We start from the raw sequence: 15987 nt of genomic DNA on the forward strand, positions 1-15987 counted from the left end.
ATAACCGCCCCTTAAAAATATATGACACTGTGCTAAAATCTCGCCCTAAACATGCATCACCCTGCCCGAACCTTACTTAAACGTGCTGTCAAAAGGCTGCTTGGCTTAATGTGAAGCACACAAGATTGATTTCAATGATCGTATGGGACTGCGATCAAACACAGGAATTCAAATATGTTCAGCGTTCAACCGATGATGCTTTCGTCCGTCGCACTTTCAACCGCCCTGTTGCTGGCGGCGTGCAACACCACCGGCCAAACCGATATGGCAAGTGACTGGTCATCTGTCACCGGCAAGGACTGGCAACTCACGATGGTGGTGGATGGGGATAAAATGCTCAGCCCGACGGCACCTGTGGTTGCCAGTGCCAATTTTGCCGATGACGGGAAGGTCAGCGGGTCAAACGGCTGTAACAGCTATTTTGGCACTTATACCCAAAACGCAGAGAACCTGACATTCTCGCCACTTGGTGCAACCAGAATGGCCTGCATCAACACCGGCATGGATGTCGAGAATGCCTTTAACAATGCGACCGGACAAGTTGCCAACTGGCAGATTTCAGACGGTATGCTGGTGCTTAGCGATAGCAACGGCAAAGCTGTGATGAAATTTGCTCCAAGCGCACCTTAAGTTTCTGGCCACCGAAATCACGCTGTGACTGAACATAAAGAAGGGCGCCATATGGCGCCCTTCTTTGATCTGTTATGCATCTGCACAACACGTAAATCTAGTCTTTGCTGTCGGATATTTCCGCACCTGCACCAACGGCCTTTGGCTCGCTGCGCAGGCCCTGAATGATCGAATAACAGGCCAGCAGCAAAATGATTGCAAACGGGAAGCCGGTTGACACCGCCATTGCCTGCAATGCCCCAAGACCACCGCCCAAAAGCAATGCAATTGCAACCAGGCCTTCGAATGTGCACCAGAAGATACGCTGAGGAACCGGCGCATCGACCTTACCGCCCGCGGTAATGGTATCAATCACAAGTGACCCGGAATCCGATGACGTCACAAAGAAGACAATCACCAAAACGATGCCAATGAACGATGTGATCTCATGCAGGGGCAATTGTTCAAGCATGGTGAACAGTTTGATAGGAAGCCCCGCCTCGGCAATTGCCGTGACACCTTCGGTCACCATGTGAACAGCCGTGCCACCAAATGCCGTCATCCACAACACGCATACCAGCGACGGAATGATCAAAACGCAGGTGATGAATTCACGGACTGTACGACCACGCGATACACGCGCAATGAACATGCCGACAAACGGTGACCAGGAAATCCACCAGGCCCAATAGAACGATGTCCAACCCTGACTGAAGTTGGCATCTTCGCGACCAACCGGGTTTGAAAGTGCTGGCAGATATTCAACATAGGCCACAAGCGATGTGAAGAAGCCCTTGATGATATCCATGGTCGGTCCGACCAGAATAACAAACAGCAACAGAACGGCTGCAAGCACCATGTTGATTTCCGACAGGCGTTTAACCCCGGCATCAAGACCGGCCAGAACCGAAATCAAGGCAACACCGGTAATCGCGATAATCAGGACGACTTTGGAGCCATCCGTCACCGGAATACCAAACAGGAAATCAAGACCGGCATTGGCCTGTTCTGCACCAAACCCAAGTGACGTTGCCAAACCAAACAAGGTCGCAAACACCGCCAGAATATCAATAACGTGACCGGTCCAGCCCCAGACACGCTCGCCAAAGATCGGATAAAATACCGACCGCATGGTCAGCGGCAGGCCCTTGTTAAAGGAAAACAGGGCCAAGGCCAGCGCCACCGTGGCATAGATCGCCCATGGATGAAGTCCCCAGTGGAAGATGGTTGCGGCCATGCCAAGATCAAATGCGGCATCCGCATCACCAGCAGCGCCACCTAACGGCGCCCAGTCTGTCCGCATACCGTTTTCGCCAAGTGCCCTTCCACCAATAGAGGATGAGAAATGCGAAATTGGCTCGGACACACCATAGAACATCAAGCCAATGCCCATACCGGCCGCAAACAGCATCGCAAACCAGCCGGAATAGGAATAATCAGGTTTTGCATCCACCCCGCCAAGACGCACCCGCCCAAGGGGGGATACAATCAGGAACAGACACAATAAAACGAACACATTTGCTGCAGACAGGAAGAACCAGTCCAGACTTGATGTCAGCCAACCCCGAAGGTCGTTGAACATCGGACCGACACTTTCCTGAAAAGCGAGCGTTAAGAAAACAAAGGCAACGATCGACAATCCCGAAATCAAAAAGACCGGGTTGTGAACATCAAGACCAAACGGCCCGATTTCTGTTTTGAAATTGTCTTGCCCGATTTCATATTCTGTATCAATCGGGTTGGCAGCACCATCCGGGCTTTCAATCCCGGTATCAGTTTCTGACCCCATTTCAAACTCCCAAAGGTTATATGATTTACGGCTACCCCTAGCCGAAATTTCGATAAGGCACCTGCTTAACGCACTGGGAACACTGAATGATCCGAGTGAGAAGCAACATATCAGCCATGCGAGGTAAAAGTTTGACCGGTAACGCCGGGAACATGGCCCGCCATTACGTTCAGATCGGTATTGAGTTGACCGGCCTTTGCCACCGGCACCTTAAGAAGACGGTCAATGGCCGGCTCGGCTGAAACATGCGCACGTGTTGTCACAAACTTCGCCGATTTCTCCCCAAGTTCTTTGGGTGAATGTACCACGACCGAAAGCGCGTTTATGTCCGCCCTGTTTCGCAAAGCTAAATCGATCACCGTTTGAATATCAATGTGGGCCAAATCGACAGGCACGAGCATCTTTTGATACATTCATTCCTCCGTTATGTGCACCACCCCTGCAATCAGATTTCTTGCGATCAACAGGACAGGTGTAAAAGCGTAACACTGACGGCCACTTAAAGCAAAATCACCGTTTAAAAGTCTGAATTTCACTTTTACAAAAGAGCCCATAAAAACTAGACACCGGATGTCTGATGACAGTTCTTTACAAGGTCTGACTGAATGTCATTTGAACTCTGCAAACAGGTCCGAATCGCAATTTCGAATATTTTTTGATCCCTCCTCCTGACTTTTGTCAGCTATTTGCGATCTTTTTTCCGTTCGAACGTGAAAATTTCAATTTTTTTTCGACCTGATATTTTCCTCATATACCAACTTATACCCACATGATGGCAATCCCTTAGATACCAAGGCCTTGGACGCAGAAATCCATCGATTTTCTATACTATTTTTCAGAGATATTGGCTGGCTGAATATCAATTTTCAGGTGTGAAAATCACCTGACGGTTCTTGCCAACGGGTTGATGCATACAAGGTACCCGTGTCACGATGTTGCGGATTTGTGCACTGTCTGTCCCACACAACAAGTGCTGCAGCGCTGAGACATTCATTGGTCTTTGCGACGTAGACCTGTTGGGTGCTTTTCCGTTTCGGAATTGCATCCATGGCAATGCACGTACCCACAGGGGATCAATTTTGTGGCCAAAGGGGGGCTCATCAACTGCACAATCGCAGTGGCATGACACAAAAAGCAGGACTTGAAACTGCACCATGCCCCATGTGCCGAAACGGTACCAAGACCGGACCTAGAACAACCAATATCAATCAATAGGCCGGACTAGCCACACCATTACATAATTCAACAAGTTAAGATGTATCAGAGAAGGAACAGGGATGACTGACCCTATCAAACATTTTGCGTCACGTGTCAGCGAACATGAAATGAACCGCCGTGAATTTATCGGCCGTTCCATGGCAGCGGGCTTGACCCTTGCAGCCGCCACCACCCTTTATGGCACATCCGCCATGGCACAGGAGCCAAAGCGCGGCGGCCATCTGAAGCTTGGTCTTCAGGGGGGGGCTTCGACCGACGTTATTGATCCTGCCAAATCGGCATCGCAATTCACCTTCGCCATGAACCGCAACTGGGGCGACACCCTGGTTGAGTCACATCCGACCACCGGTCTGGCTGTTCCGGCCCTTGCAGAATCCTGGGAGCCGAATGCAGATGCCTCTGTCTGGACCTTCAAAATTCGGAAGGGTGTTGAATTCCACAATGGCGCTGAACTGACCATTGATGATGTTGTCAAAACCCTGAACCGTCACACCGACGAAAAATCCGAATCTGGTGCGCTTGGTGTAATGGGTTCGATCAAAGGCATTGAAAACAAGGGCGGTGATCTTGTCCTGACCCTGTCGGAAGGCAATGCCGATCTTCCGCTTCTGCTGAGCGATTATCACCTTGTGATCCAGCCCGGTGGTGGCTTTGACAACCCGAATGCTGGTATCGGTACCGGTCCGTTCAAGGTTGATAACTTCGAAGCCGGTGTTCGCGCGACCTTCGTAAAGAACGAAAACGACTGGCGCAGCGACCGTGGCTTTGTTGACTCGGTTGAAATGATCGTCATGAACGATGCCACCGCCCGTATGGCAGCCCTGTCATCGGGTCAGGTGCATTTCATCAACCGTGTTGATCCAAAGACCGTCGGCCTGCTGAAACGCGCGCCGAATGTCGAGATTCAGACCACATCAGGCCGTGGCCACTATGTCTTCATCATGCATTGCAACACCGCACCGTTTGATAATAACGACCTGCGTCTGGCGCTGAAATATGCGATGGACCGTGAAACCATGGTTGAAAAGATCCTTGGTGGTTACGGCAAGGTCGGGAATGACTTCCCGATCAACGAAACCTATGCCCTGTTCCCGCAAGACATCGAACAGCGTGCCTACGATCCGGACAAAGCGGCCTTCCATTTCAAGAAGTCCGGCCATGATGGATCGGTTCTGCTGCGCACATCCGATGTTGCCTTCCCGGGGGCGGTTGACGCCGCAGTCCTGTATCAGGAAACCGCGAAAAAAGCCGGTATCGATATCGAAATCAAACGTGAACCGGGCGATGGCTACTGGTCGAACGTCTGGAATGCCCAGCCGTTCTCCACGTCTTACTGGGGTGGTCGTCCAACCCAGGATCAGATGTATTCCACCGCGTATCTGTCATCTGCAGACTGGAACGATACCCGCTTCTTCAACACCGGCTTTGACAAGATCCTTCTCGAAGCCCGTGCCGAGCTTGACCAGAACAAGCGTAAGGACATGTATCGTGACATGGCACTGATGGTGCGTGACACGGGTGGCCTTATTCTTCCGATGTTCAACGACTTCGTAAATGCCACAACCAACAATGTCTCGGGCTTTGTCCAGGACATCGGTAACGACATGTCCAACGGTTATGTCGCAACCCGTCTGTGGCTGAACAGCTGATCGGGCCGGGATGCCAAACATCCCGATACGATACCTGAAGAATTGCGGGATCACGGTTTTAACCGTGATCCCCGTTCTTGTTGTTCACTTGTTCGTTTGTGCAACGGCCTGATCGACAATTCCAGATGGTTTCGGAGCAGACCTCCGATGTCCCACCCGTCTTGAATTCCCGCTCAGGCCTGTTTTGGGAGAAAGTGTTCATGGCCAACCCTTTGGCCGGCGTGCACGCCGTGCGACACAGACTAAAAGAAACCCATCCATTGACGGTCCTGATCGTCGAACGACTGGGTTTGAGTTTGATGTTGCTTTGGGCTGTTTCAGTCCTGATTTTCGCAGGGGTAGAAGCCCTGCCGGGCGACTTTGCCCAAACCTATCTTGGTCAATCTGCCACACCGCAGGCAATTGCCAATATCCGGGCCGACCTTGGCCTTGATCGCCCGATCACCACCCGATATTTCGAATGGCTTGGCGGTGTTGTGCAGGGTGATTTCGGCAATAGCTGGGCCAGTGGCGCGCCGGTTACCGAACAAATCACCAAGCGCCTTGGCAATTCGTTGTTCCTGGCATTCTTTGCCGCAGCAATCTCTGTCCCGCTTGCCGTTGGCCTTGGCATGGTTGCCGTTCACTATCGCAACCGCATCCCCGACCGGGTCATCAACATCATCTCGCTTGCGGCAATCTCGCTGCCGGAATTCTTCATCGGCTATATTCTGATTGTGTTCTTCGCCGTGCAGCTGGGTGTCGCGACCTTCCCGTCGACTGTGTATGACGGCATGACATGGTCCGAACGCATGGCCGCCATTGCCCTTCCGACCGCAACACTGGTTCTGGTGGTTCTTGCCCATATGATGCGCATGACCCGTGCCGCAATCATAAGCGTGATGTCATCGGCCTATATGGAAACGGCCGAACTTAAAGGCCTTGGCGCGTTCAAGGCGATTGTCAAACATGCTGCGCCGAATGCCATCGCCCCGATCGTCAATGTGGTTGCGCTTAATCTGGCCTATCTGGTCGTCGGTGTTGTCGTGGTCGAGGTTGTCTTTGTCTATCCCGGCATGGGCCAATATATGGTCGATGCCGTGACGGTACGTGACATGCCCGTGGTTCAGGCCTGCGGCCTGATCTTTGCTGCGGTGTATATTCTGCTTAACATGGTGGCCGATCTTGTCGCCATTGTCGCCAATCCGAGACTGAGGCACCCGCGATGAGATTACGTGAAATCCCGCTGACTGCCTGGATCGGAATTCTGGGCATTGCATTTGCATTTTTCTGTGCTGTGTTCGCATCCCTGATCGCGCCCTTCGGGGAACGCGAAATTGTTGCGGGTGTTTGGGAACCGGCCAGTGACCTTTATCTTCTGGGTACTGACAATCTGGGTCGCGATTTGTTGTCGCGTCTTATTTACGGTGCACAGACAACCCTGTTCGTCTCGCTTGCGGCATCCATCCTGTCATTCTCGATCGGGATATTCCTAAGCTTCACGGCAGCCGTTTCCGGCGGTCCGATTGATCAGGGCCTGTCGCGATTAAACGACTTGATGATGTCGATCCCGACATTGATCTTTGCCCTCGTGGTTTTGGCTGTTCTGCCGCAAAACCTGTTCATCCTGATTTCCGTGATGGCCATTCTGGATTCCACCCGTGTCTATCGACTGGGGCGTGCTGTTGCACTTGATGTAGCCGTGATGGAATTTGTCGAAGCCGCCAAACTGCGCGGTGAAGGCAAAATGTGGATCATCTTCCGCGAAATTTTGCCCAATACTCTATCGCCGCTTTTGGCAGAGTTCGGGCTGCGTTTCGCATTCTCGATCCTGTTCCTCTCCACGCTTTCCTTCCTTGGCCTTGGCATTCAACCGCCTGCAGCCGATTGGGGTGGCATGGTCAAAGACAACAAGGACGGCATCATTTTCGGTATTCAGGCGGCCCTTATTCCCGGCGGTGCAATTGCCGCTTTGGCTGTCTGTGTGAATATGGTGGTCGACTGGTTGCTTAAACGTACGTCCAGCCTGAAAGGAGGACGCGGCGATGTCTGATCTTTTATCGGTACGCGATCTGCGCATTGGCGCGACCATCTTTCCACCGGGTGAAGACCCGCAGGATATCGAGATTGTCCATGGCATTTCCTTTGATCTGCAACGGGGCAAAGTCCTTGGCCTGATCGGGGAATCTGGTGCGGGCAAATCAACCATCGGCCTTGCCGCCCTTGCCTATGGCCGGGGTGGTGTTCGCATCACCGGCGGTCAGGTGATGCTGGATGGCAAAGATATCCTGACACTGAACAAAAAGGGTATCCGCAGCATTCGTGGTGCCCGCGTTTGCTATGTTGCACAATCAGCCGCAGCATCCTTTAACCCGGCGCACAAGCTGGGCGATCAGGTTATCGAAGGCGCGCTTGAACACGGTCTTATGACCCGCGAAGAAGCCCGTGAACGGGCCAATTACCTGTTTGAAATCCTCGGCCTTCCCGATCCCCATAACTTTGGCAGCCGCTATCCCCATCAGGTATCAGGTGGGCAGTTGCAACGTGCGATGACGGCAATGGCGCTTTGTTCCAACCCGGAACTGATCGTCTTTGATGAACCGACCACGGCCCTTGATGTCACGACCCAGATTGACGTTTTGGCCGCGATCAAAAACGCCATTGAAAAAACCGGAACAGCAGCCCTTTACATCACCCATGATCTGGCCGTTGTTGCGCAGATTTCCGACGACATCATGGTGCTGCGCAACGGGGATACCATCGAATATGGTCCGGTCGAACAGATCATTGAAAACCCGCGTCAGGAATACACCAAGGCGTTGGTCAATGTGCGTCAGACCAAATTGGCCGAAGCCCGCGATCAGACGGATGCTTTGCTTAAAGTCGAAAATATCTCGGCCGCCTATGGCAATGGTGTTCAGGTTCTTCATGATGTGTCGTTGCATGTCCCGCGTGGTCAAACCTTGGCCGTGGTCGGGGAATCCGGATCGGGAAAATCAACACTGGCCCGCGTGATTACCGGTCTTTTGCCGCCATTCGAAGGCAAAGTAACCTTTGGCGACGAAGAATTATCAAACGCGCAAAAGCACCGTTCGCGCGATCATTTGCGCCGCATTCAGCTGATCTATCAAATGGCCGATACCGCCATGAACCCGCGTCAAACCGTGGGGCAGATTATTGGCCGTCCGTTGCAATTCTATTTCGGAATGCGCGGGGCGCAGCGCAAAGCAAAAGTCATCGAACTTCTCAATGAAATCGAGATGGGCGAGACTTTCTATGATCGTTATCCGGCCGAGCTTTCCGGTGGTCAAAAACAGCGCGTTGCAATTGCGCGTGCCTTGGCGGCCAAGCCGGAATTGATCTTGTGCGATGAACCGACCTCGGCCCTTGATCCGTTGGTGGCCGAAGGCATTCTTGATTTGCTGATGCGCCTGCAAAAGAACTATCAGGTGTCCTATCTGTTCATCACCCATGACATTGCAATTGTCCGCGCGATTGCCGATTCTGTTGCCGTCATGCTGCAGGGCAAGCTGGTCGATTTCGGGCCACGCTCCGAAGTCCTTAACCCGCCATTTGACGATTACACCGACCTTCTGTTGAAATCGGTGCCGGAAATGGAATTGGGATGGCTGGAAAAGGTTCTTGCCACACGTAAAATGGAAAGTGCCGGGCACTAAAACCGGCCCCAACATAGATAAAAGGCGGCCCCCTCAAACCGGCCGCCTTTTCTGATAACCCACCATAATACAGTCAACATCAGCCCCAAAGGACGCCCCACAATGTCCGGACGCGACTATCACGTTATTGAAAACACCTTCATCACACTTGCCGATGGCACCCGCCTTGCGGCCCGCATATGGATGCCAGACGGCACAGAAACCGACCCGGTTCCCGCCGTTTTTGAATTCCTGCCCTATCGCAAGGGCGATGGCACCTGTGCGCGCGACGAAGCAACCTATCCTGAATTTGCCAAGGCCGGCATTGCCGGTGTGCGGATTGATATCCGTGGATCAGGTGAATCCGATGGTGTGATTGACGGCGAATACAGCGAACTTGAACTGGCCAATGCGTGCGAGTTGATCGCATGGATCGCCGATCAGTCATGGTGCAACGGATCGGTCGGGATGATGGGAATTTCCTGGGGTGGGTTTAACTGCCTTCAGGTAGCCGCCCTGAACCCGCCCGCCCTTAAGGCCGTGATTTCAATCGCCTCGACCGTCGATCGTTACAACGATGACATTCATTATAAAAATGGCTGTCAGCTGGCTGTGCAATTGTCATGGGCGGCCACGATGCTGGCCTATCAATCGCGCACACCTGACCCGGATCTGGTTGGTGATGACTGGCGGGCAATGTGGTTGCATCGCCTCAAGGAAGAGCCGTTCTTTATGGAAGAATGGCTCGCCCACCAAACCCGCGATGAATTCTGGAAACATGCTTCAATCTGCGAAGATTTTGACGCGGTAAAAATCCCCTCCATGGTTCTGGCCGGATGGGCGGATGGCTATCGCAACACCCCGATGCGGGCGATTGAAGGCATGCCAGACCGTGCCAAGGCGCTGATTGGTCCGTGGGTGCATAAATACCCGCACTTCGCCTGGCCCAAGCCGCGCGCAGACTTCACGGGCGAGGCCATCAAATGGTGGAACAAATGGCTGCGTGGTGAGGACAATGGGGTTGAAAACCTGCCTCAGATGCGCGCCTATATCCTTGACGGGGTTAAACCTGCCCCCCGCCGTGATTTTGATCCGGGCTTCTGGATTGCCAAGGACAACTGGACCGCACCGGAAACAAGCACGCTTTATGTTTCAGATGGCAAGCTGTCCTTTGATGCCGGGGATGAAACAAACCCTGCGGCGGACATGTATCTGAAATCACCGCTCGATACCGGGACATCTTCAGGGGAGTATTTCACCCTGAAACCCGATGCTGAAATGGCGATTGACCAGCGCAGTGACGATGCCGGATCACTGGTCTTTGAAACCAACCCGCTTGACGCCGAAATTGATCTTTTGGGTCGCCCGGTTCTAAACATTGATCTGGCATGTGATGCCGATTGGTCAAACCTGTGCGCCCGTCTGGTTGATGTCCATCCCGATGGCACAGCAACCCGTGTGTCATTCGGGGTCTTAAACCTTGCCCATCGTGATCTGGATGCGAATTACGCCGATCCCAAACCGATGCCGCGCGATCAGAAAGCAACCATCACGCTGACCCTTGATGCCTGCGGATACCGTTTTAAGCCCGGACATCGTATTCGTTTATCCCTCTCGACATCCTATTGGCCAATGATCTTGCCACCACCCTTTGATGCGGGGCTTAGCATTGCACCATCCTCAATCCGTTTTGATCTGCCCTTGCTTGGCGACCACCAAAAGATCACGGTCAAAGAACCTGATAACCCTGATCCGCTGCCACGCTATATCGAACATAAACCCAGCCGGACCGAACGCAGTGTTCAGCACAATCTGACGCAAAACGAAACGCGCTATCGGATCTATGAAGATACCGGCCTGTTCGAACATCCCGGTTCACGCCTTGCAACCCGCAAAGTCCGCAGTGAAACATGGGAAATCAATCCGCTTGATCCCAATTCGATGCGCGGTGCAGCCGCATGGACATGCGATCTGGAACGTGATGACTGGTCTGTCAGAACCGACTGTCACGCCGAACTAAGCTGTGATCGCGATAATTGGTATGTATCGGCATGGGTGATTGCCTATGAAGGCAGTGATCCGATTTTTGAAAAGAAATGGGAAAAAGCCATTCCCCGCAATTTCATGTAATCCGCCAAACGATCCTCAGAACAGAACAAAACAAGGGCCGGTTATCCGGCCCTTGTGTTTTCTTGTCCGCATTTTGGGTCGGTCAGGACGTTAATCCTGTGCTGCCATCGCCGTGATCGCATCACAAAGATGTTTAAAGCCTTCTCTGGCACCGTCACTCATATGGCGCGCACGAAGCCACCCATGGATCATTTGCGGTTCTTCGCGGTACTGAACCCAGATACCCGCCCGTGCAAGCTGGGCTGCAAATTCCCGCCCGTCATCGCGCAACGGATCAAAATACGCCGCCGTAATATAGGTTGGCGGAAGCCCGCGCAAATCATCAACGGACAGCACATGGGCAAAAGGATCATCCATCGGTGCTTTCAGCACATCGCGATAATAAATCACGTCATCGGTGCTAAGCCCCGGTGCATTGGCCATCTGACCATAGCTGGGCCAGTTCAAATCACCGCCAAGGGCCGGATAAATAAGCGCCTGCCCCAATATCCGATCGCCAAAGCCATCTTCGCGTGCCCGCACCGCAAGACCCGATGCCAACATGCCCCCTGCACTATCGCCGACCAGCACAAGCTTCTTGCCCGATGACAGCAAACTTTGCGCAACCCGATGGCAATCTTCGTGCTGGGCGGGCCAGACATGCTCAGGGGCCAGACGATAATCAATGGCTATCAATTCTGCATGGGCGGCCTCGGCGATTTCGGCACAGATCGCATCATGGCTATCGCGGGAGCCGACAACAAACCCGCCACCATGCATATAGACAATCTTGTGGGCTGTTTTGACATCCGCCGGGCGATAATGGCGGACGGGGACATCGGCAATCACGTCGTCTTCGACCTGCATCCCGTCCGGATGGGGAAAGGCAAATTCAGCACACAGCGCATCATACCATTTGCGCTGTTGATCTATCCCCGCTGCAACCGCATCCGGGGGATAAAAACTGTCGCATCTGGCAATGAAGGATCGAATGCCTTCTTCGTCGGGCATTGGATCATACACAAGGTCTGAGGAAACCTGATCGGAATTGGCCATCAACGGGTCCTTTATGGAAAGGAATATCATCTCAACGTAGCGCGGATACCCCCGCAGTTAAAGACTACAGGGGTAATCATGGCATTATTATTGACGATATTTCCCGCCGACCACTTAGCCGATAGCGCGTCCAAGCTGTTCGGGCTTGGCAAAGCCATCGTGTCGAAGGCTCATTTCAGCCAAATTGGTCGCGACCAGCCCACCGGGCTCAGACGTGCGACGGGATTTTAAATCAACATGCAAAAGCAGGGTTTCAACTGTCGCTGCGACCTTGCCTTGTTCTGTCATCAAGCGATGGAACAGATGCAGCTTTTTACCAGCCCCTTTGATCAATTGCGTGCTCACCGTGATCCGGTCGCCCGCATTGATTTCATCAAGATAACAAACATGGTTTTCAACCGTGAAATAGCTCCCGCCCGCAGCAACGTAATCGGCATCTGCGCCAATCATTTCCATGAAACAATCGCTGGCCTGCGCGCTGATTTCGACATAATGGGCTTCGTTCATATGCCCGTTATAATCCGTCCAGCTTTGCGGGATTTGCCGATCAACCGTCACAGGCAACGCATCAATCGCGTCTGCTTTTGGCAAAGATGCCTCATGATCATTGATCGTCCCACCCGCACCGCTACCGGATTTTTTCAGTGCACGCATCATGCCGACCAGATTGTCATCGCGCAGGCGTTCCAATTCACGTATCGACATATGACCCGATTGATCATCAGATTGCTGCGCAATACGCGCGGTCAATTCGGGGGTGAGTTCGGGCACATCCATCAACTTGGTCCAGGGCCATTTCAAAGCCGGACCGAACTGACCAATGAAATGTTCCATTCCCGCTTCGCCGCCGGCAATGCGATATGTCTCAAACAATCCCATCTGCGCCCAACGCAAACCAAATCCAAACCGGATGGCATCATCAATTTCTTCGGTGGTGGCAACACCGTCATGCACCAACCAAAGCCCTTCACGCCAAACCGCCTCAAGCAACCGGTCTGCGATATGCGCATCGATTTCTTTGCGCACGACAAGCGGCTTTAACCCGACGGAACGTAACAAATCGCATCCTGCTTCAAGCACTTTGGCATCCGTTGCCGCAGACGGCACGACTTCGATTAGTGGCAGCAAATAAACCGGGTTAAACGGATGGGCGACAACGATCTGCCCCGGATAGATTGATCCTTGTTGAAGCTCGCTTGGCCTAAACCCGGACGTCGATGACCCGATCATGCAGTCACTGGGGGCATGGGTCTGAATTTGCGCAAGGATCTTATGCTTAAGCGCAAGCTGTTCAGGAACACTTTCCTGAATCCACGCGGCCCCATGCACGGCCTTGGCCATATCATCATGGAACGTCAGTTCACCTTCGATCGGCAAAGCCCTATCATAAAGTGCAGGAAGGCTGCGGCGGGCATTTTCAAGCACCTCGCCAATTTTGCGTTCAGCGTGCGGGTCAGGATCGAAAACAGCAACATCCCAGCCGTTCAGCAAAAACCGTGCTGCCCAACCACCACCAATAACCCCGCCGCCAATGATTGCGGCCTTTTTGTTTGCTGTCATGGACATTATCTTGGCTCCCGCTTGGTCAGGCCAAGCTTCTTGCGCACCGCATCCGGGCCAATCACGGTTGCGCCCATACCTTCGATAATCCCGACAGCACGTTCAACCAGCTGCGCATTGGTCGCAAGAACACCCTTGGACAGATAGATATTGTCTTCCAATCCAACACGCACATTCCCGCCCGCCAAAACCGACGCTGCAACAAAGGGCATCTGATCACGCCCGATGGAAAACGCCGACCAGTTCCAATCAGACGGGACGTTATTGACCATCGCCATAAACGTGTTGAGGTCATTTGGCGCCCCCCATGGAATTCCCATGCAAAGCTGCACCAATGCCGGGCTTGTCAGAATGCCCTCGGAAACCAGTTGTTTGGCAAACCAAAGATGTCCGGTATCAAATGCTTCGATCTCTGGCTTCACACCAAGATCGGTCATCATCTGGCCCATGGCACGCAACATGCCCGGCGTGTTGGTCATGACATAATCTGCCTCGGCAAAGTTCATCGTCCCGCAATCAAGCGTGCAAATTTCTGGCAAACAATCGGCAATATGGGCCATGCGCTCAGACGCCCCGATCATGTCGGTTGCGCCTTCATTGACCGGAAACGGTGCTTCGGTTGACCCGAACACGATGTCACCGCCCATACCCGCGGTCAGGTTCAAGACAACATCAACATCTGCGGCACGCACCCGTTCTGTCAGTTCCCGGTAATACCCAAGATCGCGCGATGGCGCGCCGGTTTCCGGATCACGAACATGACAATGCACAATGGCCGCTCCGGCCTTGGCCGCATCAATCGCACTGTTTGCAATTTCCTCGGGCGAACGGGGAACATGCGGTGATTTGTCCTGTGTCGCACCCGATCCGGTAACGGCAGCAGTGATGAAAACGTCGCGGTTCATGGTAAGGGGCATGGCGATCTCTTTGGGTTGTAGAATCAAAAAATCTGCAAATAGCTTACCGTTGAACACAGAGTTTGATTTTGCATGATCCGTCACTTATTTTGCATTTTATGCCAGATATTGATTCAACCAGACCTCAACGCTTTGTTTTTGTCCTGTTTGACGGGTTTTCCAACATGGTGTTGGCAAGCGCGCTGGAACCATTGCGCGCGGCCAGCCGCCTGCCAAACGGACCGAATATCAGCTGGACCATCTGCTCAATCGACGGCGCACCGGTACAAAGTTCAAGTGGCTTGGTCATCACACCGCAAGCTGGACTATCATCACGTAAACCGGACGAAAAGATCGACTATCTGGTGGTGATTTCGGGTTATGGGATGCGCGATAACCTCAATGCCCAAACGCGTGCGCGCCTGATTAATGTTGCGCAACATGCAGGTCACATAATCGGTCTTGATACAGCCGCCTGGATCCTTGCGGCTTGCAATATGCTAGATGAAAAGTCCGCCACCATTCACTGGCAAGAACTTGATCAGTTCGCCGAACAGTTTCCCGATATCATCGTCCGGCAGGACCGGTTTGTGCAAGATGGCAAATTCATCACATCGGGCGGTGCATCCACCGTGATGGAGTTGATGCTTCACATTCTGTCCGGGCAATTCGGACCGGCTGTTGCCTTTGATGTCAGTAATCTGTTCGTCTATGACGCCGAAAACCAGTATGAGAAAACACGCGGCGCGGATCGTTTGCGTGGCCCCGGGGCTGCCTTTTTGCGGCGTGCTGTCAGTGAAATGCTTGCAAACATCGAAACACCGGTTTCGCTTGATGCGATTGCCACCAATGTTGGCTGCTCGTTGCGCAGTCTGGATCGCATTTTTCACGAAAATCTGCACATGGCGCCGGGAAAATATTATCAAATGCTGCGTCTGGGCCGGGCGCGTGATCTTGCACAATCAACTGATTTTCCCTTGACCAGTATTGCCCTTCAAACCGGCTTTAAAAGCAGCTCAACACTCAGCCGGGCCTTCTCTCAAAGCTTTGGCACCACATTGCGTGCTCTAAGATCGAGAATGCGTACTTAAAACCTAGGTATCGACTCCACCTTCCAGACATTTAAAAAAAGCCCGCCACTGGGGCGAGCTTACGACGGATCGTTTGGAGTCTTTGGCCCGACGCAGTCTGCGCGCGGCTCCGCCGTGCTCGACCTTCAGCTTAAAATCGCTCCACTGGAGCGATTTCTTCACAGCCTCAGCCTTCAAGTTATGAGCACAGGCTCAGAACGCAGGAAGATCGTAGGTTCGAATGCTACACCAAGACTAAAACGACAAAACCCCGCCACTGGCGGGGTTTGTTGTTTTGGTTGCGGGGGTAGGATTAGTCTCCGCCCTTCGGGCTCCGCCAGCTCCGGCCTTTGGCCTACGCAAAGAACCTTGCAAACAGGCTTGGCCTGTTTGCGA

Annotated in this window: 12 protein-coding genes; 7 read left to right on the forward strand and 5 right to left on the reverse strand. The window is 53.0% G+C overall.

The window, feature by feature from the left end; genetic code table 11:
* Window positions 1-174: 174 nt before the first annotated feature.
* Window positions 175-630 carry an META domain-containing protein gene (locus RIC05_RS13815; protein ID WP_350048080.1) on the forward strand — a complete coding sequence of 152 codons (456 nt, stop codon included), beginning with the start codon at window positions 175-177 and terminating at the stop codon, window positions 628-630.
* Window positions 631-727: 97 nt separating this feature from the next.
* Here RIC05_RS13815 and RIC05_RS13820 read toward each other — a convergent pair whose 3' ends face one another.
* Both RIC05_RS13820 and RIC05_RS13825 read right to left on the reverse strand, forming a co-directional pair.
* Window positions 728-2398 (reverse strand): BCCT family transporter, encoded by a 1671-nt coding sequence (locus RIC05_RS13820; RefSeq protein ID WP_350048078.1) that lies wholly within the window; start codon window positions 2396-2398, stop codon window positions 728-730.
* Window positions 2399-2508: 110 nt separating this feature from the next.
* Window positions 2509-2811: a universal stress protein gene (locus RIC05_RS13825; protein ID WP_350048076.1), complete on the reverse strand. Its 303-nt coding sequence runs from the start codon at window positions 2809-2811 to the stop codon at window positions 2509-2511.
* 864 nt (window positions 2812-3675) lie between these two features.
* On the opposite strand from RIC05_RS13825, the gene RIC05_RS13830 reads away from it, so the two are divergent.
* The 5 genes from RIC05_RS13830 to RIC05_RS13850 all read left to right on the forward strand — a co-directional run bounded on the left by RIC05_RS13830 (window position 3676) and on the right by RIC05_RS13850 (window position 11030).
* Window positions 3676-5265: an ABC transporter substrate-binding protein gene (locus RIC05_RS13830; protein WP_350048074.1), complete on the forward strand. Its 1590-nt coding sequence runs from the start codon at window positions 3676-3678 to the stop codon at window positions 5263-5265.
* A 200-nt stretch (window positions 5266-5465) separates the two neighbouring features.
* Window positions 5466-6473, forward strand: a complete 1008-nt coding sequence (locus RIC05_RS13835; protein ID WP_350048072.1) for an ABC transporter permease — start codon at window positions 5466-5468, stop codon at window positions 6471-6473.
* On the forward strand, window positions 6470-7297 hold the full coding sequence (locus RIC05_RS13840) for an ABC transporter permease (RefSeq protein ID WP_350041208.1): 828 nt from the start codon (window positions 6470-6472) through the stop codon (window positions 7295-7297). Before RIC05_RS13835 ends, RIC05_RS13840 begins: the two co-directional genes overlap by 4 nt.
* Window positions 7290-8921, forward strand: a complete 1632-nt coding sequence (locus tag RIC05_RS13845; RefSeq protein WP_350048070.1) for an ABC transporter ATP-binding protein — start codon at window positions 7290-7292, stop codon at window positions 8919-8921. The genes RIC05_RS13840 and RIC05_RS13845 overlap by 8 nt, the downstream gene beginning before the upstream one ends.
* 102 nt (window positions 8922-9023) lie before the next feature.
* Window positions 9024-11030: a CocE/NonD family hydrolase gene (locus tag RIC05_RS13850; protein WP_350048068.1), complete on the forward strand. Its 2007-nt coding sequence runs from the start codon at window positions 9024-9026 to the stop codon at window positions 11028-11030.
* 90 nt (window positions 11031-11120) lie between these two features.
* Here RIC05_RS13850 and RIC05_RS13855 read toward each other — a convergent pair whose 3' ends face one another.
* The 3 genes from RIC05_RS13855 to bcoG all read right to left on the reverse strand — a co-directional run bounded on the left by RIC05_RS13855 (window position 11121) and on the right by bcoG (window position 14542).
* Window positions 11121-12065: an alpha/beta hydrolase gene (locus RIC05_RS13855; protein WP_350041205.1), complete on the reverse strand. Its 945-nt coding sequence runs from the start codon at window positions 12063-12065 to the stop codon at window positions 11121-11123.
* Window positions 12066-12179: 114 nt separating this feature from the next.
* Window positions 12180-13625 (reverse strand): carnitine 3-dehydrogenase, encoded by a 1446-nt coding sequence (locus tag RIC05_RS13860; protein ID WP_350048066.1) that lies wholly within the window; start codon window positions 13623-13625, stop codon window positions 12180-12182.
* Window positions 13626-13630: 5 nt separating this feature from the next.
* Window positions 13631-14542, reverse strand: coding sequence for a 3-dehydrocarnitine:acetyl-CoA trimethylamine transferase BcoG (bcoG, locus tag RIC05_RS13865; RefSeq protein WP_350048064.1), 912 nt, complete (start codon window positions 14540-14542; stop codon window positions 13631-13633).
* A 98-nt stretch (window positions 14543-14640) separates the two neighbouring features.
* Here bcoG and RIC05_RS13870 point away from each other — a divergent pair, with 98 nt between their 5' ends.
* Window positions 14641-15612 (forward strand): GlxA family transcriptional regulator, encoded by a 972-nt coding sequence (locus RIC05_RS13870; RefSeq protein WP_350048062.1) that lies wholly within the window; start codon window positions 14641-14643, stop codon window positions 15610-15612.
* The last annotated feature ends 375 nt before the right edge of the window (window positions 15613-15987 follow it).

The organism is Thalassospira sp. (assembly GCF_040218635.1).
GTDB lineage: Bacteria > Pseudomonadota > Alphaproteobacteria > Rhodospirillales > Thalassospiraceae > Thalassospira.

What these genes read in the sequence shown, in the direction of transcription:
- RIC05_RS13840 (WP_350041208.1), top strand. Translation starts at nt 6,470, where the DNA reads ATGAGATTACGTGAAATCCCGCTGACTGCCTGGATCGGAATTCTGGGC.
- bcoG (WP_350048064.1), bottom strand. Translation starts at nt 14,542, where the DNA reads ATGCCCCTTACCATGAACCGCGACGTTTTCATCACTGCTGCCGTTACC.
- RIC05_RS13850 (WP_350048068.1), top strand. Translation starts at nt 9,024, where the DNA reads ATGTCCGGACGCGACTATCACGTTATTGAAAACACCTTCATCACACTT.
- RIC05_RS13870 (WP_350048062.1), top strand. Translation starts at nt 14,641, where the DNA reads ATGCCAGATATTGATTCAACCAGACCTCAACGCTTTGTTTTTGTCCTG.
- RIC05_RS13815 (WP_350048080.1), top strand. Translation starts at nt 175, where the DNA reads ATGTTCAGCGTTCAACCGATGATGCTTTCGTCCGTCGCACTTTCAACC.
- RIC05_RS13830 (WP_350048074.1), top strand. Translation starts at nt 3,676, where the DNA reads ATGACTGACCCTATCAAACATTTTGCGTCACGTGTCAGCGAACATGAA.
- RIC05_RS13835 (WP_350048072.1), top strand. Translation starts at nt 5,466, where the DNA reads ATGGCCAACCCTTTGGCCGGCGTGCACGCCGTGCGACACAGACTAAAA.
- RIC05_RS13860 (WP_350048066.1), bottom strand. Translation starts at nt 13,625, where the DNA reads ATGACAGCAAACAAAAAGGCCGCAATCATTGGCGGCGGGGTTATTGGT.
- RIC05_RS13820 (WP_350048078.1), bottom strand. Translation starts at nt 2,398, where the DNA reads ATGGGGTCAGAAACTGATACCGGGATTGAAAGCCCGGATGGTGCTGCC.
- RIC05_RS13855 (WP_350041205.1), bottom strand. Translation starts at nt 12,065, where the DNA reads ATGGCCAATTCCGATCAGGTTTCCTCAGACCTTGTGTATGATCCAATG.
- RIC05_RS13845 (WP_350048070.1), top strand. Translation starts at nt 7,290, where the DNA reads ATGTCTGATCTTTTATCGGTACGCGATCTGCGCATTGGCGCGACCATC.
- RIC05_RS13825 (WP_350048076.1), bottom strand. Translation starts at nt 2,811, where the DNA reads ATGTATCAAAAGATGCTCGTGCCTGTCGATTTGGCCCACATTGATATT.